This window comes from Nannocystis sp. RBIL2 (assembly GCF_026626745.1).
In the GTDB taxonomy this organism is placed as follows: Bacteria; Myxococcota_A; Polyangia; order Nannocystales; family Nannocystaceae; genus Nannocystis.
On the sequence record NZ_JAPNJW010000002.1, the window covers coordinates 4,178,269 to 4,198,028 of the forward strand.

The following is a 19,760-nucleotide window of genomic DNA, read 5'->3' on the forward strand; positions in this document are numbered from 1 at the left end:
CGGAGCCAGCGATGACTGACATCCCCGAGCACGCGATCGCCATCGTCGGCATGGCCGGTCGCTTCCCCGGCGCGCCCGACCTCGACACCTTCTGGCGCAACCTGCGGGACGGCGTCGAGTCGGTCGCTCGCCTCGGCGACGACGACCTGCGGGCGGCCGGCGTCGACCCGGCGCTGGCGGCCCGGCCCGAGTACGTGCGCGCGCGACCTGTCCTCGGGGACATCGAGTCGTTCGACGCCGGCTTCTTCGGCGTCAGCGCCCGCGAGGCCGAGCTGATGGACCCGCAGCAGCGCCTGTTCCTCGAGTGCGCCTGGGAGGCGCTCGAGGACGCCGGCTGCGACCCGTCGCGCTTCGACGGGGCGGTCGGCGTCTACGCCGGTTCGACCATGAGCACCTACTACGCCGAGAACCTGCGCGGCGCCCCGGCGGCGCAGGGCTGGCCCGGGTGGTTCCAGGCCTTCATGGGCAACGACAAGGACTACCTCGCCACGCGCCTGGCCTACCTGCTCGACCTGCGCGGCCCGTGCGTCGCCGTCCAGACCGCCTGCTCGACCTCGCTGGTGGCAGTGCACCTGGCGAGCACCGCCCTGCTCGACCGCGAGTGCGACCTGGCCCTCGCCGGCGGCGTCACCATCCGCCTGCCGCACCGCGCCGGCTACCTCTACGAGCCCGGGGCCCTGTTCGCGCCCGACGGCCGCTGCCGGGCCTTCGACGCCGACGCCCGCGGCACGATCTTCGGCAACGGCTGCGGCGTGGTGGTCCTGCGCCGCCTCGAGGACGCGCTGGCCGCCGGCGACCCGATCCACGCCGTCGTGCGCGGCTCGGCCGTCGGCAACGACGGCGCCCACAAGGTCGGCTTCACCGCCCCGAGCCAGGCCGGCCAGGCGCGGGTGATCGGCGAGGCCCTCGGGATCGCCGGCGTCGACCCGGCCTCGATCCAATACATCGAGGCCCACGGCACCGGCACCCCCCTCGGCGACCCGATCGAGTTCGCCGCCCTGTCGACCGTGTTCCGCGACGTCAAGCCCCCGCACCAGATCGCCGTCGGCTCGGTCAAGCCCAACATCGGCCACCTGGAGTCGGCCGCCGGCGTCGCCAGTTTAATAAAGACAGTGCTGGCCCTGCGCCACCGCCAGCTCCCGCCGAGTCTCTTTTTCAAGACACTCAACCCCGAGATCGACCTCGACGGCAGCGCCCTCCACGTCAACGCCGCGCTCACCGCCTGGCCCGAAGGCCAGGAGCCGCGCCGCGCCGGCATCAGCTCGTTCGGCATCGGCGGCACCAACGCACACGTCATTTTGGAAGAGGCCCCGGCCGCCGCGCGCGTCGCCCCGCGCGAAACATCGAATCACGGCAAAGCAGCGCAAACGGATTCTGCACGCTGTTTTGCAGCGACCGCTAACTCTGCGCACCGCGAATCAGCGGCCGTTGATTCTGCATCCCGCGATTCGGCGCTCCCCGATTCGGCGCTCCCCCATTCCACGCACCCCGTCGACGCCCCGGACGCCCTCCTGCTCCCGCTCTCGGCCCGCGACCCGCAGGCCCTGCGCGCCCTCGTCGGCGCCTGGCGCTCCCGCCTCGCCGAGCCCGCCGCCGACCTCGATCTCGCCGACCTGGCCCATGGGTCAGGTGTGCGCCGGGCCCATCACCCGTGGCGCCTCGCGGCAGTCGGCCGCGACTGCGCCGAGCTCGACGCCGAGCTCGCGCGCCTCGAGGCCGGCCTCGACGAGACAGGCCGCCGCGACGCTGGCGCCCGCCCGCGGGTCGTGTTCGTGTTCCCCGGCCAGGGCTCGCAGTGGGCCGGCATGGGCCGCCGCCTGTTCGCCCGCGAGCCGGCCTTCCGCGCCGCCCTGCAGGCCGTCGACGCCGCGGTCCAGCGCCACGCCGGCTTCTCGCCGATCGCAGCCCTGCAGTCCGACGAGGCCGCCTGGCTCGGCCGCATCGACCATCTGCAGCCGGTCCTGTTCGCCGTCCAGGTCGCGCTCGCGGCCCAGTGGCGCGCCTGGGGCGTCGTCCCCGACGCGGTCGTCGGCCACAGCATGGGCGAGATCGCCGCGGCCCACGTCGCCGGCGTCCTCGACCTCGACGACGCCGCGCGGATCGTCTGCGTGCGCAGCCGCTTGATGCGCCCGCTCGGCGGACGCGGCGCCATGGCCGTCGTCGAGCTGTCGCAGGCCGCCGCGCGCGAGCGCCTGCGCGGCCGCGAGGACCGCGTCTCGATCGCGGTCAGCAACAGCCCGCGCAGCACCGTGCTCTCGGGCGACCCCGACGCTCTCGAGCAGATCCTCGGCGAGCTCGCCGCCGATGGCGTGTTCTGCCGCAAGGTCAAGGTCGACGTCGCCTCGCACAGCCCGCAGGTCGACCCGCTGCGCGCCCCGCTGCTCACCGCCCTGCACGGCCTCGCGCCCAGGCCCGCGCGCGTGCCGATGACCTCCACCGTCGACCTCGGCGACGTCGCCGGCCGCGAGCTCGGCCCCGAGTACTGGGTCCGCAACCTCCGCGAGCCGGTCCAGTTCGCCGCCGCGATCGATCGCCTGCTCGTCGGCGGCGACGCAGTGTTCGTCGAGATCGCCCCGCACCCGGTCCTCTTGCCGTTCGTCGAGTCGATGATCCAGGAGCGCGGCCGGCCCGACCTCGCGGTCGTCAGCGGCCGCCGCGACCAGGACGAGCGCGCCGTCCTCCTCGCCGCGCTGGGCGCCCTCTACACCCGCGGCTACCCCGTCGAGTGGTCCAAGCTGCACGCCCGACCCGGCCGCCCGCTCCCGCTGCCGCGCTACCCGTGGCAGCGCACGCGCCACTGGATCGCCCCGACCCGCGCCGCCGCGATCGGCAAAGTCCACGGCGCCCACCCATTGCTCGGCGGCGCCCTGCGCTCCTCGCTCGACCGCACCTGGTTCTGGGAGCGCAGCCTCGACCTCGCCGCCGCCCCCTACCTCGCCGACCACCGCCTCGGCGACATCGTCCTCGTCCCCGGCGCCGAGTTCATCGCCATGGCCCTCGCCGCCGCCGAGGCCGTCGGCGCCGGCGCCCACGCCCTCGTCGACCTCGCCCTCCACAGCCCCGCCGTCGTCCCCGACGACGGCAGCCTCCAGCTCCAAACCGTCCTGCGCGCCGACCCCGACGGCTTCACCGTCCAGATCGCCAGCCCCGCCGGCGACGACGCCTGGCAAGTCCACGTCACCGCCACCCTCCGCCCGCGCGCGCAGGCCGACGCGACGAGCCCGATCGGACATGTCCCTTCGAGCAGCAGCATCAGCGCCGCGACCAGCCCGATCGGACATGCCCCTTCGACCAGCCATGCCGCGACGCCGACCGACCCGTCCGCACATGCCCCTTCGGACATCCTCCCGGGATCTTCGACCGGCCCGGTCGGACATGCCCCTTCGACCAGCGTCGCAGCGACGCCGAGCCGCACGCTCGCACATGACCCTTCGGACAGCCTCGCCGCCCTGCAGACCCGCCCTGTGCTCGCCGGCCCCGACTATTATAAAAATCTCGCCGAGGTCGGCCTCGGCTACGGCCCCGCGTTTCAGGCCGTGCGCCGCGTGTGGGCCGGCGACGGCGAGGCACTCGGCGAGCTGCACCTCCCCGACGGCGTGACCGGCGACGCCCCTCTGCACCCCGTCCTGCTCGACGCCGCCTTCCAGGTCCTGCTCGCCGCCCACGGCGAGGTCGATCCGACCGCCGGCGCGCGCGTCCTCGCAGGCATCGAGCGGCTCGTCCTCCACGCCCGCCCCGGCCCCGTCGCCCACAGCCACGTGCGCGTGCGCCAGGCCACCGCCGACGGCTTCCTCGCCGACCTCGACTTGCACGATCTGCACGGCGGCCTCTTGCTCACCGCCGTCGGCCTGCAGCTGCGCCGCATCGACTTCGCCGCGGTGCGGGCCCGCCACGCCCCCCGCCCTGCGATCCCCTACATGGCCCCGCAGTGGCAGCCCGGCCCCGTTCCCGTCCCCGCCGCGCGGCCCGGTCGCTGGCTGCTCCTCGCCGATCCGGGCCCGCTCGCCGACGCCCTGATCGCCGGCCTGCACGCCCGCGATCAGGCCTGCGAGCGGCTCCCGCTGCGCCTCGCCGCCGACGCCGACACCCTCGTCCAGGCCCTCGAGTCCCGCCGCGAAGGCCTCCCGCTGCGCGGCCTCGTACACCTCGGCGCTCTCGGCCCCGACGCCTCCGCGCCTCCCGGCCTCGCCGCCCTCGCAGCCCACGGCACCTCCGCGCCGCCCGACCCTGCCCTCGCCGCCGACGCCTCCGCGCCCCTCGACCCGGCCGCCCTCGACGCCGCCCAGCGCCGCGGCTACGGCGTCGGCCTCCACGCAGTCCAGGCCCTCGCCCGCCTCGCCTGGCGCGATCCGCCGCGCCTGTGGTTCGTCACGCGGCGCCTCGCCGCCCTCCCCGACGCCGCGGCGATCGACCCCACCCACGCCCCGCTGTGGGGCCTCGGTCGCACCGTCCCCTTCGAGCACCCCGAGCTGCGGTGCAAGCGGGTCGACATCGACAGCGACCTCGCCACCGTCGACGCCCTCGTCGCCGAGCTGTGCGCCGACGATCCCGAGGAGGAGGTCGCCCTGCGAGGCGCCCGTCGCCATCTCGCGCGCGTCGCCCCGCTCGAGCTCCCGCTCGCCGGTCCTCCGCCGATCCGCAGCGACGCCACCTACTTGATCACCGGCGGCCTCGGCGGTCTCGGCCTGCTCGCCGCCGGCTGGCTCGTCGATCGCGGCGCACGCCACCTCGCCCTCCTCGGCCGCAGCGCCCCCGGCCCCGCCCAGGCCGAAGCAGTCGCCGCGCTCACGCATCGCGGCGCCCGCGTCGAGCTCGTCCACGTCGACGTCGCCGACCCCGACGCCCTCGCCGCCGCGCTCCACCGCCTCGACGCCGCCATGCCTCCGCTGCGCGGCATCCTCCACGCCGCAGGCGCCCTCGACGACGGCCTCATCGCCGGCCAGAGCCTCGATCGCCTGCGCACCGTCCTCGCCCCCAAGCTCCACGGCGCCTGCAACCTCCACCGCCTCACCCAGGCCCGCCCGCTCGACTTCTTCGTCCTCTACTCCTCCGTCAGCGCAGTCCTCGGCGCCCCCGGCCTCGCCAACTACGTCGCCGCCAACGCCGCCCTCGACGCCCTCGCCCATCATCGCCGCCGCCTCGGCCAGCCGGCCACCAGCATCAACTGGGGCCTGTTCTCCGGCGTCGGCATGGGCCTCGTCGCCGACGCCGGCGCCCGCCTGTCCTCGCGCGGCGTCGGCGACATCCGCCCCGAAGACGGCGCCGCGGTCCTCTTTGAAGCGATCGCCAGCGCCCGCCCGCAGCTCGGCGTGGCCCTCCTCGACTCGCAGCAATGGCTCGAGTTTTATCCGCAGCGGGCCGCCTCGACCGTCCTCGCCCCGCTGCTGCGCCGCGGCCCGCGGACCCGCCCCGCGGCCCCTGCGGCCGCGGCCCTGCGCGCCGCCCTGCAGGACGGCGACCTCGCCAGTCGCCGCGCCGCGCTCGACCGCTTCATCACCGCCCAGGTCGCCGAGATCGTCCGCATCGACCCCGCGCGGGTCGACCGCGACCTGCCGTTCCGCCAGCTCGGCTTCGACTCCTTGCTCGGCCTCGAGCTGCGCAACCGCCTCGAGGCCGGCCTCGGCCTCACCCTCTCGGCCACCCTGATCTGGACCTGGCCGACCGTCCACGACCTCGCCCGCCACCTCGGCGAACGCCTCGGCTGGGACGCCCCGCCGCCCGCACCCGCCCCCGCGCCCGCCCTCGACCTCGACACCCTCTCCGACCAGGAGCTGCTCGAGCTCGGCGAACAACTGCTTACCTGACCCTCGGGACATCCGACATCCGATGGCCGCTCACGACCTGTCCTCCGGGACAAATCGCCACGCCTCACCGAGCATCACTTGGGACATGTCCCCCGGGACACATCACCGCCCCTGGCGCCGCGCCTCGACCTGCCCCCCGCCAAGCACAGCACCTTCGCTCACCGAACTCCCCGCGCTCACGACGTGTCGTCCTCAAGGACACATCACCGCGCGCATCGACCCCGCCTGATCTGTCCCCGAAGCCAGCTCTCCACAGCGCCCTTGCTGACCCGCCGCGCCCAGCCGCCCTCGCCCCAGCCCCGGACCGCCATGAGCGACCCATCGACCCCTGATTTTCGCGCCCTTTTTAAAAAATCGCTCGAGAAGGTCGCCGAGCTGCGCACCGCCCTGGCTGCCCGCGAGCAGGACGTGCGCGGGCCGCTGGCGATCGTCGGGATCGGCTGCCGCTTCCCCGGCGGCGCCGACACCCCCGAGGAATTCTGGCGCGTCCTGCAGGGGGGCGTCGACGTCGTGCGCGAGCTGCCCGAGGCGCGGTGGCCGTTCGACCCTGCGCTGCAGGCGGCATCCGCCACCCGCTGGGGCGGCTTCCTCGACCACGTCGACCGCTTCGACGCCGGCTTCTTCGGAATCTCCCCGCGCGAGGCCGCCGTCCTCGACCCGCAGCAGCGCCTCTTGCTCGAGGTCGCCTGGGAGGCCCTCGAGGACGCCGGCCAGCCCCAGCCCGTGCTGAGCGGCAGCCGCACCGGCGTGTTCGTCGGCCTCACCACCCTCGACTATCAGCAGCGCGTCCTCGGCGGCGAGCCGACCGACCTCGACGTCTACTCTCTCACCGGCAACAGCCAGTGCTTCGCCGCCGGCCGGCTCTCCTACCTGCTCGGCCTCCAGGGCCCGTGCGTCGCAGTCGACACCGCCTGCTCCTCCTCCCTCACCGCAGTCCACCTCGCTAGCGACAGCTTGCGCGATCGGCAGTGCGACCTCGCCATCGCCGGCGGCGTCAACCTGATCCTCTCCCCCGTCGCCACCCACATGCTCGCGCAGGCTCAGGCCCTCTCGCCGAGCGGTCGCTGCCGCACCTTCGACGCCGCCGCCGACGGCTTCGTCCGCGGCGAGGGCTGCGGCCTCGTCGTCCTCAAGCGCCTCGCCGACGCTCGCCGCGACGGCGACCGGATCTGGGCCCTCGTGCGCGGCAGCGCCATCAACCAGGACGGCCGCTCCACCGGCCTCACCGCGCCCAACGTCCTCTCGCAGCAGGCCCTCCTGCGCGAGGCCCTCGCGCGCGCCGGCCTCGCCCCCGAGCAGGTCGGCTACATCGAGACTCACGGCACCGGCACCCCTCTCGGCGACCCGATCGAGATCGAAGCCCTCAAGGCCGTCTACGGCCGCCCGCGCGACGACGGCTCGCAGTGCCGCCTCGGCGCCCTCAAGACCTGCACCGGCCACCTCGAAGCCGCCGCCGGGATCGCCGGATTGATCAAGGCAGTCCTCGCCCTGCAGCGCCGGCAGATCCCCGGCAACCTCAACTTCGAGACCCTCAACCCGCGCATGTCTCTTGAAAACACGCCGCTGGTCGTCGCCTCCGAGGCGACCGCCTGGGAGCCCGGCCCCGCCCCGCGGATCGCCGGGATCTCCGCCTTCGGCTTCAGCGGCAGCAACGCCCACGTCCTGATCGAAGAATTTTCCGACGAATCGTCATCGACTGATTCGCCGCCCCCGTCCGCGCCACAATCACCACACACCGCCGGCATCTCCGCCGAGCCGCCTCTGCTCCTCCCGCTCTCGGCCCGCGCTCCGGCGGCCCTGCGTCAGCTCGCCGAGCGCCTGCGGGCCCGGCTCGAGCGCCTCACCGATCGCCATGAGCTGCGTGACCTCGTCCACACCGCCGCCCGGCGGCGCACCCATCATTCGCACCGCCTCACAGTCGCCGGCCGCGACCTCCACGACCTGCGCGCCGGCCTCGACGCCTGGCTCGCCGGTCGCGACCATCGCGCAGTCGTCGACGGCCACCTGCGTCCCGGCGGTCGCCCCCGCATCGCCTTCGTCTTCCCCGGCATGGGCACGCGCTGCGCCGGCGTCGGCCGTCAGCTGCTCGCCGACGAGCCCGTGTTCGCCCGCGCCTTCACCGATGCTGCCGACGCAGTGCGGCGCCACGGCGACATCGACGTGCGGGCCGCCCTCGCCGACGACGATCTGCTGACCCGCGTCGACGTGTTCCAGCCCACCCTCTTCGCAGTCGAGGTCGCCCTCGCCGCCTTGTGGCAATCGTGGGGCGTCCGGCCCGACGCCGTCGTCGGTCACAGCCTCGGGGAGATCGCCGCAGCCCACGTCGCCAGCGCCCTCCGCCTCGACGACGCCGCCCGGATCGTCTGCGCCCGCAGCCGCCTGCTCACCGACCCGCGCGCTCGCGGAGCCATGGCAGTCGTCGACCTCGCCCCCGAGCACCTCCTCCCGCGCCTCGGCGAATTCGCCGGCCGCCTCGTCGTCGCCGCCCACAACGCCCCCGCCGCCACAGTCGTCTCCGGCCCTGCCGCCGACCTCGACGACCTCCTCGCCCGCCTCGCCGCCGACGGCGTCGACGCCCGCCGCCTCAAGGTCGACATCGCCTTCCACAGCCCGCACATGGACCCCCTGTGCGCCCCGCTCGCGCACGCGCTCCGCGACCTCGAACCGACCCGCGGCGCCGTCCCGCTCTACTCGACGGTCAGCGGCTGCCCCCTCGATCCGTCCCGTCTCACCGCCGCGCATTGGGTCAACAACCTGCGCGCCCCCGTGCGCTTCGCCGACGCCGTCGCTCGCCTCCTCGCCGACGGCATCACCCTCTTCCTCGAGGTCGGCCCGCGACCGAGCCTGCTCGGCTTCCTCGACCTCGCCCTGCGCGCCGCCGGGCCCGAGCGCCTCGCCCTCGCCAGCTTGCGCAGCGGCCTCGACGAGCCCACCGCCATGCGCGCCGCGCTCGGCGCATTGCACACTCGCGGCTATCCCGTCGATTGGCAGCAGCACGCCCCCGCCGGCCGCTTCGTGGCCCTGCCGACCTACCCGTGGCAGCGCGAGCGCCACTGGCTCGACTACGCCCCGCGCCGCGCCGCCCCAGCCCCCGCCGCCTCCTCGGATCTCGGCGAGCACCTCGACCTCGCCGACCCCCCCGGCGGCCACCTGTGGCGCGGTACCATCGATCCGCGGCGCACCCCTTATTTGTGCGACCATCGCGTCCACGACCAGCCCGTCGCCTCCGGCGCGGTCCTCCTCGACCTCGTCGCCACCGCCGCCGCGTTTGCCCTCGACCTCGGGCCCGCAGCCGCCGCCCCGCTGCACCTGAGCGACCTCCGCCACGGCGCCCCGCTCGTCCTCGCCGACGACGCCGCCCGCGCCCTCCAGACCTCGCTCGTGCCCGAAGGCGACGGCCGCTGGCGAATCACCCTCGCCAGCCGCCCCCACGAATCGCGCGACCCGTGGACCCGCCACCTCTCCGCCACCATCGAATCAGCGGTCGCCGGGAATCACTCCGAATCACCGCACCACGACGATCCCCACCTCGCAATCGCCCCCACCGAATCATTGCACTCCGCGAGCGACCGCCCGGGCCTCGCAGCCCACTCGCGCTCCGAAGGCGAGCCCGCCCGATCTCCTCCCCCCGCGAGCGCCTCCACGGACCTCGGCGGCCGCGGCAAATCGACGCACTCCCCGATCGACTGCCCGGGCCTCGCAACCCCCTCGCGCTCCGCCGAACCCGAGCCCGCCGCATCACCGGACCTCGGCGGCCGCCGCGAATCTCCGCACTCCCCGAGCGACTGCCCGGGCCTCGCAGCCCCCTCGCGCTTCGCCGAACGCGAGCCCGCCGAATCATCCGACCTCGGCGCTCGCAGCGAATCATCGCACCTCGCCAGCGACCGCCCGGGCCTTACAGCCTCGCGCCCCGCCGGCCACGCCCCCGCCGAATCACCACGCTCCGCGAGCGACCGTCCCAGCCCCGCGCATCCCGCCGGCTCCCCCTCGCTCGCCGCCCTGCGCGAGCTCTGCCGCGAGCCTGTCGACCTCCCCGCCTTCTACGCCCGCCTCGAGGCCGGCGGCAGCAGCTTCGGCCCTGCCTTTCGCGGCGTCGATCGCCTGTGGCGCGGCGACCAGCAGTTGCTCGCGCGGGTCCTCCCCGCCCCCGGCCTCCCGGCGGAAGCCCTCACCTCCTTGCACCCGGCCGTCATGGACGCCTGCGTCCACGTCCTCGCCGCCGCCCGGCCCGGCGACGCCCCGCTCGCCCTCGTCGGCGGCGGCATCGACCGCGCCCGCCTGCGCGCCCGCCCGCGCGGCACCTGTCTCTGGAGTCATATCGTCATTCGCCCCGCCGACCCCGGCCTCGTGCTCGGCGACCTCACCATCTTCGACGAGCACGGCCAGACGATCGCCGAGCTCGACGGCGTCCGCCTCCACGCCACCGCCGCGCCTGCGGCGAGCCACGACCTCCGCCGCCGCCTCCTCGACCTCCCCGCCGACGAGCGCCCCCACCTCCTCGAGCAGCACCTCGTCGGCCTCCTCGCCGGCGTCCTGCGCATCGACCCCGAGCGGATCGGCGTCGACGGTGAGTTCGCCGACCTCGGCCTCGACTCGATCATGGTCGTCGAATTGCGCGATGCTCTGCGCGCCGGCCTCGGCCTGCAGATCGCCGCCGCCCTCGTCTGGCAACATCCCAGCATCCGGACCCTCGCCGCCTGCCTCCTCGCCCGCCTCACCGCCCCCGAAAGGACCGCCCAGTGACCGCCCGCGACCCCGCCGCGCTCTGGTTCCACAGCCCGCGCCCGCGCCCTGACGCCCGCCTGCGCCTGTTCTGCTGCGCCCATGCCGGCGCCGCCGCGCACGTCTTTCACGCCTGGCCGACCGGCCTCCCGGCCGACGTCGAGGTCTGCGCGGTCCAGCTCCCGGGCCGCGCCTTTCGCCTCGCCGAGCCCGCCTACACCGCAGTCGAGCCGCTCGTCGCCGCCCTCGACGCCGCCGCCGCCCCGCTGCTCGACCGCCCCTTCGCAGTGTTCGGCCACAGCATGGGCGCCCTCGTCGCCTTCGAGTGGACCCGCGCCCTCCGTCGCCGCCGCGGCCCGCTGCCCGAGCGCCTGTGCGTGTCCGCCTTCCGCGGCCCGCACCTGCCCGACCCCGCCACTCCGCTGCATCGCCTCGCCGATCACGAGTTCGTCGCCACCTTGCAGCAGCGCCACGGCGTCCTCGACGACGCCCTCGCCGACCCCGAGCTGCGGGCCTTGATGCTCCCCGTCCTGCGCGCCGACTTCACGGTCCTCGAGACCTACGCCCACCGCCCGGAGCCCCCCCTCGATCTGCCGCTCCACGCCTTCGCCGGCAGCGACGACCGCGGCGTCCCTCCGGCCCAGGTCGCCGCCTGGGCGCTCCAGGCCGGCCGCGGCTTCAGCCTCGACGTCCTCCCCGGCGGCCACTTCTTCCTCCACACCGCCCGGGCCGACCTGCTCGCCCGCCTCTCGCGTCTGTTGTCTGCGCCTCAGGAGCTCCCGTGACTGCCACCACCGCCGCACCCATCGTCTTCGACCCGAGCGACCTCGGCTTCATCGCCGACCCCTACCCGACCTATCGCCTGCTGCGCGAGCAGGCCCCGGTGTATCGCTGGGAGCCCGCGCGGATCTGGGTCGTCAGTCGCTACCACGATGTCGTCACCGTCCTGCGCGACCGCCGGTTCAGCCTCGACGACAGCCATTGGGAGTTCGCCGCCCCGCCGCCCGCGAGCGCCCAGCCGACCCCCTACCAGCACTTGATGAAGAACAGCCTGTTCCGCCTGCCGGAGGTCGACCACCAGCGGATCCGCCGGCTCGTCGCCCCCGCGATGAGCCCGCGGACCCTCGTCGGCCTCCAGCGCGACGTCGACGCGGTCGTCGGCGACGCCCTCTCCCGCCTCGCCGGCCGCGACGACGTCGACCTCGCCCGCGAGTTCTCCGAGCGGATCCCCCTGCGCGTCATCGGCCGGATGTTGCAGATCCCCGAGCGCCACGAGGAGACCTTCCGTCGCTTCGGCCTCGCCCTCATCGACTCGATCAGCGTCGCCCTCTCGCCCGACGAGTTCGCCGCCACCATCGCCCCGATCCCCGCCGGCCTCGACATGCTCAACGAGGTCATCGAGGAGCGCCGCCGCGATCACGAGCCCGGCCTGCTCACCGCCTGGATCGAGGCCGAGGAGGCCGGCGAGCGGCTCACCCGCGACGAGCTCGTCGCCCTCGCCGGCAGCATGATCACCGCCGGCACCGACACCGCGGTCCAGCTCGTCAGCTTCGCCGTGCTCGACCTCCTGCGCCACCCCGACCAGCTCGCCCGCCTGCGCGCCGACCCTGGCCTCGTCCGCGGCGCGGTCGACGAGGTCCTGCGCTTCGACCACTTCGGCAAGGGCGGCGTCCCGCGCTTCCCGCTCGAGGACGTCGCGCTCGGCGGCCAGCAGATCCGCCGCGGCGAGATGGTCATCGGCCTGGTCGGCTCGGCCCTGCGCGACCCCGACGTGTTCCCCGACCCCGACCGCCTCGACATCGGCCGCAGCCAGGCCCAGAGCATCGCCTTCGGCAGCGGCCCGCACTTCTGCGCCGGCGCCTCCCTCGGCCGCATGATGAGCCAGACCGCCGTCCTGTCGCTCGTCACCCGCTACCCCGAGCTCGCCCTCGCCGGCCCGCCGACCTTCGAGAGCCACGCATTTTTGCGCAAGATCAGCCACCTCCCCGTGCGCCTCGGCCCGGCGGCGTGAATCACCCGAGAATTCGCGGCCCCAGGCTATCAGCCCTTCGCGTCGCGGACGTCTTCGCCCCGCTCGGCGAACGCCTTGAAGTCCTGCATGTGCTGCTGCGACTGCTTGCGGAAGACGCCGGGCATCAAGAGCCCCACCATCCGCATCATCAGGCCGCTGAACCGGTACTCGCTCTCGCTCTCCCAGAGCGTCGTCTGCGGACCGGCTTCGGTCAGCCGGTCGCGCACGGCGCTCCACATGCCGTCGCCGACGATCTCGCGGTCGAAATGGACGACGCTCCCACTCGGGATGTCGTGCAGGTCCACCGGTTCCCGGCGTGTGACGGTCTCGGTGCACTCGAACTTCTGCTTGCCCATCTGCAGCACGACCCGCGACGTGGTGCCGAGCTGGCCGTGCGCCCCTTTCAGCGGCTCGTGCAGCACCAGGCCCCGCAGCCACTTCGGCAGATGTGCCGGGTCTGCGAGCATCTGGGCCGCCCTCTCCCGCGGCAGGGCGATCTCGATCGAGACGGTGAACTTCATGGCGGAGCGCTCCAGGTTCTCAAGTGGACGGAGGGACGATGTCCCTACCGTCTTTCTTATACGCGAAGGTCAACATCTGGATCGAGGCTCTCAGGGAGCTGCGATGCGAGGGCGAACCGCGCTTCGCGGCGTCGATCGATGCATCGCTCGTCACCCGCTACCCCGAGCTCGCCCTCGCCGGCCCGGGGCCCCAGGCTGTCCATACACATGTCTCATGAGACATGTGATGGAGAGCCTTGGGGGTCAGGGCGATCGAGCGCGTGCGGAAGCGCCGGCTCGGTAAGCGCGCGCAGCCGGCGGCGCCGAGCAAACGCTCGGACGAAGCCGGTGAGGGCAGCGATCCAGAGTACGCCCAGGGCTTTTGTCCACCATCCCGGGTAGAAGATAAAACAGAAGAACGCCAGGTTGACGACGTGGTGCACCAGGACGTCGTATCTCCCGAACGACCGCGACATGAAGTCCTCGTAGTCATCGAGTCCGCCCATATTCCAACGCGAACAGGGCGCAGGTACTCTCTCCGTCGATGAGGACGCTACACCCGAATCAGCGACCGGCACGCGCCGATGTCGCTGGGCGAGCCAATTGCGGGCAAGCCGCTCCACGAGGCCCCCCCAGATTTGATAGTACAGGTAGGACGCCAGCGCGCTCTGCCACCAGGCCACCGGAACATGTAGCGTGAGCGGAAAGATGAGCAAGAAAAGGGGCAGCCAGAAGAGGAGCGCGATGGGCGTGAGGAATGCCCGCGCCCAGAATTGCTCCGTCGGCAACCATCCCCAAGGCTGAGGCGGGAGCGGTGTATAGACACTGAGCGCAGACATGAAGTCCCGTCTTGGCTAGTTCTGCGCGCTCCCGCATTTCTTATGCACAATAGCCCCGGTCTGCGCGCCCACCTGAGTGCCCAGACCGACACAGGCGGGGGTGCCGAGACCTGCCGTCCCCCACTCACACCCCGCGATGACGCCGGCGGCGATCGCCAGGCCGCTGAGCCCGGCTGCGACCTCGCAAAGGAACCGATCCGTCGCGGTCAACACCTCGAGGACGACGTCGTGGTCCCAGACTTGATACACGCTCGCGGCCAGGAGATGCACCTCCTCGCCGGTGAGGTCGCCGAAGGCCGTGCTTTCCTCCACGACCTCGGCGCCCACGAATTCCTGTTCGACGAGCACGCGGCGGTCGAGTGTCAGTCGCGCCACGCCGGCGCCATCCTCGCCAATGCGCGCGGCAATCACGACGTGGCCGAGCGGGATGTCATAATCGACCTGCATGGAGGCCCCGTCCGCGGACTCGACGGCGGCAGCGACCTCCCGGAGCTCGATCGGCGATTCAAGGTTATTCAGCACGGTCTCCACGTCCGCGTCCGCCGCGCCATTCGACGAGGGCCCCCTGTCGAGCTCAGGGGACAGGAGGAGGGAGAGGACGGCGAGGGCGTGCATCACCTTCCCGTACGCCTCTGGATGGGCGTCGCGGGCGCCACCACGAAGATCGCCGTCGTGCCTCCTGAATGCGTATTTGCAGGATCCCGCCTCTCATTGTGCGGAGGAGGCGCCGCCGCCGCGGGCGATCGCGGGTGCGCCCGCGTCGGCTCAGGGCAGCAGCGTGATCGGGAGCTGCGCGAGCACCTCGTAGTCGACGTCGGCGTCCGCGCTCTTGAACGAGCCGATCGCGCGCTCCTGGACGACGTATTCGCCGGGCGGGAAGGCCGGTCCGAGGTCGACGTGCGGGCCCTGCCAGTTCCAGCCCTTCCACTCGAGCTCGCCGGGGTAGACGCCCGGCTGCAGGGTGGTCGGCGGGATGTCGAGACCGGGGCACAGGCCCTGGTTGCAGAAACAGTACATTTCGTCCCCGCCGAAGATCCGCGGCGCGACGATGAGGCCGCTCGCCTCCGGCTCGTCGCAATCGCCGGCGTCCTGGCGGTAGCGCTGCACGTCCGGCAGCGCGGCCTCGACGTGGACCTCGTAGTGGAAGACCACGCCGCTGTGCGCCTCCGCCACCGTGAACGTGCAAGGCTGCGGCGGGAACACGATCGTCACGCCGGGCAGCGACGACATGCTCGTGCCCTCGCACAGCACCGGGTCACCGGTATCGGTCGTGTCGCCGCTCGTGCTCGAACTCGTCTCCGCGCTGGTGGTGGTCTCGCTGCCGGACGTGTCATCGCCGGTCGAGGTGGCCGCGGCGGTGGTGGTGCTCTCGCTGCTCGTCGCCGCCGGTTCGGTGGTCCCGCCTGTCGTCGGCGGATCGCTCGCGGTCGTGACGCTCGCGGTCGTGGCGTCGGTCGTCGCGCCGGCCGTCGCGCCGGTCGTCGTGCCGGTCGTCGCGTCGGTCGTCGCGTCGGTGGCCGTCGTCTCGCCCTTCTCGGGCGTGCAAGCGAACAGCACAGCGGAGACGAGGGCGAGCGCGGTTCGGCGGCGAGCGGGCATGCGAAAATGACGACAGCAACTCTGCGCGCTCGTGTCAACCTTTGGTCGGCGCGCAGAGGATGACGAGCGCCTGCGGGCGAGCTCGTGCTCGAGACATGTGGGGACGAGCTCGACGAGTGCGCGGGGGTTCTGCGCCACAGGTCCGAGCTCGATCGGGCGCGCGGACATGCAAGTGACGCGGCCCTCAGCTCCGGTGCAGCCGGAAGCCCTGCTGCCCCGCCTGCTCGAGCCCTTCCTTCAACCGCATCGACGGGATCTCGTAGTCCCCGCCGTTCTGCTGGCGATAGGCGATCGGTGCATCGACGAACAACCCCGCGAGGCGGCGATCGAGCTCGCCCGCCACGCTCTCGAAGCGCGCCGCGTCCATCTTGCTCGCGCGATAGACCACGAACGGATCGAGCACCGAGAAGCCGGGATAGAACAGGATCCCGTGCTGGATGGGGAACAGCAGGTCGTCGATCGGCCCGTTGATCCCGCGCTCGAGATAATGCTCGGACCAGCCGCCGGTCGTCACCACCAGCATCGCTCGCTTGCCCGCGAACACCCCCTCGCCGTAGCGTTCGCCCCAGCGGCGGTCCGAGTGCTCGCCGACCCCGTAGGCGAAGCCGTGCGCGTACACCCGCTCGACCCAGCCCTTCAAGATCGCCGGCATGGAGAACCACCACAGCGGGAACTGCAGGATGACCGCGTCGGCCCACAGCAGCCGCCGCTGCTCCTCGGCCACGTCCGCGGTCTGCGTGCCCTCGGCGAACGCGCGGTGCGACGCCGCGACGACGTCGAGGCGCGCCCCTGCGGCCTCGGCCGGGAAGTCGGCGCCGTCGAGCGCGGCCTTCCAGCCGTGCGCGTAGAGGTCGGACACGATCACCTCGTGCCCCTCGGCCGTCAGCGTCGCGACCATGCGATCGCGGAGCGAACCGTTGAGCGAGCGCGGCTCGGGGTGGGCGTAGACGATGAAGATCTTCATGGCATCCTGGTCCTTCGCGAAAAAGCGGGCCGCCGGGCGGGCCCCGGCGGACGCCCTCGATCTTGGGCCCTCCCCCGCCCGCGTTGAAATCGCCGCGCTTGTGTGCTGCTATCACCCGCGTGGATAGCAGCCGCCTCGACCTCAACCTGCTCGTCGCGCTCGACGCCCTGCTCGCCGAGCGCAACGTGACGCGGGCGGCCCGGCGCCTCCACCTCAGCCAGCCGGCCCTGTCGGCCCAGCTGCAGCGCCTGCGCGACCTCCTCGGCGACCCGCTCCTCGTCCCTGCGCAGCGCGGCATGACTCCCACCAAGCGCGCGCTCGAGCTGCAGGCCCCGCTGCACGAGGCGCTCGAAGGCGTCCGCGCCGCCCTCGCCACCGGCGCCGGCTTCGATCCCGCCACCGCCCGCCTGACGATCTCCGTCGCCGCCTCCGACTACATGCAATACGCAGTGCTGATGCCGCTCGCCTTTCAGCTGCGGCGCGAGGCCCCGGGCCTGCGGCTCGCCTGGCGGGCCCTCGACGTCGCCCAGCTCGCCGCCCAGGCCGAGCGCGGCGAGGTCGACCTCGCCTTCCTCACCCCCGAGTCCGCGCCCGAGTCATTGCGCAGCCGCAAGCTCCTCGACGAGCGCTACGTCGTCATCGTCCGCAAGGGCCACCCGCACGTCGCGTCCCCGATCGATCTCGACCAGCTGTGCGCCCTCGACCACGTCGTCGTCAGCCCGAGCGGCGGCGGCTTCACCGGCCCCACCGACGCAGCGCTGGCCGCTCACGGCCGCGAGCGCCGCGTCGTCCTCTCGGTGCCCTCGTTCCTCATGGTGCCCGAGCTCGTCGCCCGCTCCGACCTGGCCGCCCTGGTCCCCGAACGCATCGCCCGCGACCGCGCCGACCGCCTGCAGCTGCTCGAGCCCCCGGTCCCCGTCCCCGGCTTCGCCATCACCATGGTGTGGCACCGCCGGGCCGCCCGCCACCCGGCCCTCACCTGGCTCCGCGACCGCGTGCGCAACTTCGCCAGGAGCGTGTAATGCGATCACTACACGCACCGCCGCCGCTGCCCGTCGAGCTGCCTCGCCAGCAACGCGTCCGCGAGCAGCCCGTGTTCACGGCCGAGGCCGTCACGCAGACCACTCGCGGAGCGACACGCTGACGACGCCCTCCCCCGGGACCACGCGCGTGAACACGTTGTCGACGCAGCTCATGTCGAACTCTCTTTCCACGGCCCAGGGCATGATCCAGATGTAGAGCCTTCCGTCGCTGCGGATCTGCGGATCGATCGAGTCCGCCATCGAGGCGGCGAACGGCTGCTCTCCCGCGACGCGGTCGCTGAAGAGCTCGATGCCGTGGCCGACCAGCGGCCAGTCGTCCTCGCCGCTCAGCTGGAAGGTCCCCTTGCCATACGCCACCCAGTTGTGGACCGTCGAATGGATCGTCATCTCGAAGGCGTACTTGCCCCCGTCCTGCTTGAGCCGCTGGACGAACTCCGTCACCAGCGCCCTGCAGCTCTCGTCCGCGCTCGGGCGCGGGCGAGTCGCCAGCTCCTGCGGCGAGCCGTGGGGGTCGCCCTCGTCCGCCGACACCGGGACAGGAACGAAGCCGCTGGCACATACGCCGAAGATCCAGGGAAGCGCCCCCTTGAGACTGGTAGAGATCACCATGACATCTCCTTCGCGGGCTCCGCCGCCGGGAGCACCACCGTCAAACCATGAGGCGACCGCTCACGCTTTCCAGCGGGCGGCCGAAATTTCGGGCAGAGACGCACCGACATCGGCTGCGGTCGAATCGGTGCGCTCGCTACACGAGCGGCCTCGACATGCCGCACGGTGGTCGAAGCTCGAACCATCCGCGGCTCAATTGTCCGGGATCTCCGGCGTCACCAGCAGCCCGAACAGGTACAGCGAATCTTGCCACCCCAGGTAGCACCCCTCGACCGGGATCGCGTCCGGCAGGTTCTCCTGGGTGACGCGAACCTCCGTCCCGCACGAGACCTTCCGCAGCTCGATGGTGGTCACGATCTCACCGGGCATGTTCGGGTCTTCGAACGTGTCGGTGTAGCGGATTTTTTCGTGAGGGACGAGCTCCAGGTACTTGCCGCCGAAGCTATGGCTGTTGCCGGTGGAGAAGTTGGTGAAGCTCATGCGGTACGTGCCGCCGACCTTGGCTTCCAGGTGGTGCACGGTGCAGGTGAAGCCGTGCGGCGGCAGCCACTTCGCGAGGGCAGCCGCGTCGAGGAAGCCCTTGTAGACGCGCTCCGGCGGCGCGGCGATGACGCGATGGAGGCGGACGGTGTTGTTCTTGGCAGACATGTGGTTTCCTTTCGGTGGTGGAGGCGTGGCCTCATGTCCACGTCGAACGAGCCTCCGCGAATTCGACAGCGATCGGTCGCGGGCCGCAAAAAAAGTCATCGAGCGCGTCGATGGCCGCAGCGGGCTCGACCGGGGCGGCTGGCTGCGACGAGCGCGGCTCGCGCGGCGGCAAGGCCGGGCCGATCCGGCCCACGGCTGAGCGCGCCGCGGTGGGACCGCTCGACACCGTTGGGTTTTACCGCCGGAGAGAGGATTGGGCACGAAGCAAAGAAGTTCTGGCATGAAACCGATGATGCGGGCGACGTAATTTGACGCCGCGCCCCACCAGTGACGGCGAGGCTCCGCGCCTCGGCTTCGGCACCCAGGAAAAAGCCATGATCACGATTCATCACCTCGGCCACTCGCAATCCGAGCGCGTCGTCTGGCTCTGCGAAGAGCTGGGCGTCCCCTACGAACTGCGCCGCTACCGACGCGACGCGGTCACCCGCCTCTCGCCGCCCGAGCTCAAAGCACTGCATCCGCTCGGCGCCGCGCCGCTGCTCGAGGACCGCGACCTGCTGCTCGCCGAGTCGGCCGCGATCGTCGAATACATCATCGTCAAGCACGGCTCCGGCCGGCTCCGGCTCGCCCCCGATCATCCCGACTACGCCGCCTATCTCTACTGGTTCCACTTCTCCAACGGGAACCTGCAGCCCGCGCTCCTCCGGCTCATGACGGTGAGCCGCGCGGGTCTGCCGGAAGACCACCCCGCGCAGGCTTCGGTGCAGATGCGGCTGGATCGCGTGATGCAGCTGGTGGACGCGCGCCTGCGCGAGGCCACCTGGCTCGCCGGCGGCGAATTCACGGCCGCGGACATCATGAGCGTGTTCTCGCTGACCACGATGCGGCTCTTCCAGCCGATCGACCTGCGGCCGTATCCGGGCATCCTCGCCTACCTGCAGCGCATCGGCGAGCGGCCGGCCTACCGCCGCGCGCTCGCCGAGAGCGATCCGGACCTCGCGCCGCTGCTCGATTGAGCAGT

At 72.6% G+C, this 19,760-nt stretch carries 13 protein-coding genes; 6 read left to right on the forward strand and 7 right to left on the reverse strand.

Annotated elements, in window-relative coordinates; translation table 11 throughout:
- Nucleotides 1–11 precede the first annotated feature (11 nt).
- From OV090_RS41535 to OV090_RS51240, 4 genes are all read left to right on the forward strand, one after another.
- Entirely contained in the window at nucleotides 12–5,804 is a 5,793-nt protein-coding gene (locus OV090_RS41535) for a type I polyketide synthase (protein WP_267710423.1), read from the forward strand.
- Nucleotides 5,805–6,113: 309 nt separating this feature from the next.
- The gene (locus OV090_RS41540) at nucleotides 6,114–10,547 is read left to right on the forward strand and encodes a beta-ketoacyl synthase N-terminal-like domain-containing protein (RefSeq protein ID WP_267710424.1); all 4,434 of its coding nucleotides are present in this window, start codon (nucleotides 6,114–6,116) and stop codon (nucleotides 10,545–10,547) included.
- Nucleotides 10,544–11,311: an alpha/beta fold hydrolase gene (locus OV090_RS41545; RefSeq protein WP_267710425.1), complete on the forward strand. Its 768-nt coding sequence runs from the start codon at nucleotides 10,544–10,546 to the stop codon at nucleotides 11,309–11,311. Before OV090_RS41540 ends, OV090_RS41545 begins: the two co-directional genes overlap by 4 nt.
- Entirely contained in the window at nucleotides 11,308–12,537 is a 1,230-nt protein-coding gene (locus tag OV090_RS51240) for a cytochrome P450 (protein ID WP_267710426.1), read from the forward strand. Before OV090_RS41545 ends, OV090_RS51240 begins: the two co-directional genes overlap by 4 nt.
- A 29-nt stretch (nucleotides 12,538–12,566) precedes the next feature.
- Here the strand turns inward: OV090_RS51240 and OV090_RS41555 are convergent, their stop codons facing one another.
- From OV090_RS41555 to OV090_RS41575, 5 genes are all read right to left on the reverse strand, one after another.
- Nucleotides 12,567–13,058, reverse strand: coding sequence for an SRPBCC family protein (locus OV090_RS41555; protein WP_267710427.1), 492 nt, complete (start codon nucleotides 13,056–13,058; stop codon nucleotides 12,567–12,569).
- Between the two features lie 212 nt (nucleotides 13,059–13,270).
- Nucleotides 13,271–13,825 carry a hypothetical protein gene (locus OV090_RS41560; RefSeq protein ID WP_267710428.1) on the reverse strand — a complete coding sequence of 185 codons (555 nt, stop codon included), beginning with the start codon at nucleotides 13,823–13,825 and terminating at the stop codon, nucleotides 13,271–13,273.
- Between the two features lie 66 nt (nucleotides 13,826–13,891).
- Entirely contained in the window at nucleotides 13,892–14,491 is a 600-nt protein-coding gene (locus tag OV090_RS41565) for a hypothetical protein (RefSeq protein ID WP_267710429.1), read from the reverse strand.
- A 150-nt stretch (nucleotides 14,492–14,641) separates the two neighbouring features.
- Entirely contained in the window at nucleotides 14,642–15,475 is an 834-nt protein-coding gene (locus tag OV090_RS41570; RefSeq protein WP_267710430.1) for a hypothetical protein, read from the reverse strand.
- Nucleotides 15,476–15,659: 184 nt separating this feature from the next.
- Nucleotides 15,660–16,439 (reverse strand): NAD(P)H-dependent oxidoreductase, encoded by a 780-nt coding sequence (locus OV090_RS41575; RefSeq protein ID WP_267710431.1) that lies wholly within the window; start codon nucleotides 16,437–16,439, stop codon nucleotides 15,660–15,662.
- A 119-nt stretch (nucleotides 16,440–16,558) separates the two neighbouring features.
- On the opposite strand from OV090_RS41575, the gene OV090_RS41580 reads away from it, so the two are divergent.
- Nucleotides 16,559–17,461 (forward strand): LysR family transcriptional regulator, encoded by a 903-nt coding sequence (locus tag OV090_RS41580; protein WP_267710432.1) that lies wholly within the window; start codon nucleotides 16,559–16,561, stop codon nucleotides 17,459–17,461.
- Nucleotides 17,462–17,551: 90 nt separating this feature from the next.
- On the opposite strand, the gene OV090_RS41585 is transcribed toward OV090_RS41580, so the two are convergent.
- A complete protein-coding gene (locus OV090_RS41585; protein WP_267710433.1) occupies nucleotides 17,552–18,091 on the reverse strand; it encodes a hypothetical protein in 540 nt (179 codons plus the stop codon).
- 192 nt (nucleotides 18,092–18,283) lie between these two features.
- Entirely contained in the window at nucleotides 18,284–18,739 is a 456-nt protein-coding gene (locus tag OV090_RS41590) for an SRPBCC family protein (protein WP_267710434.1), read from the reverse strand.
- Nucleotides 18,740–19,113: 374 nt separating this feature from the next.
- Between OV090_RS41590 and OV090_RS41595 the strand changes: the two genes are divergently transcribed.
- Nucleotides 19,114–19,755 carry a glutathione S-transferase gene (locus OV090_RS41595; RefSeq protein ID WP_346660439.1) on the forward strand — a complete coding sequence of 214 codons (642 nt, stop codon included), beginning with the start codon at nucleotides 19,114–19,116 and terminating at the stop codon, nucleotides 19,753–19,755.
- The last annotated feature ends 5 nt before the right edge of the window (nucleotides 19,756–19,760 follow it).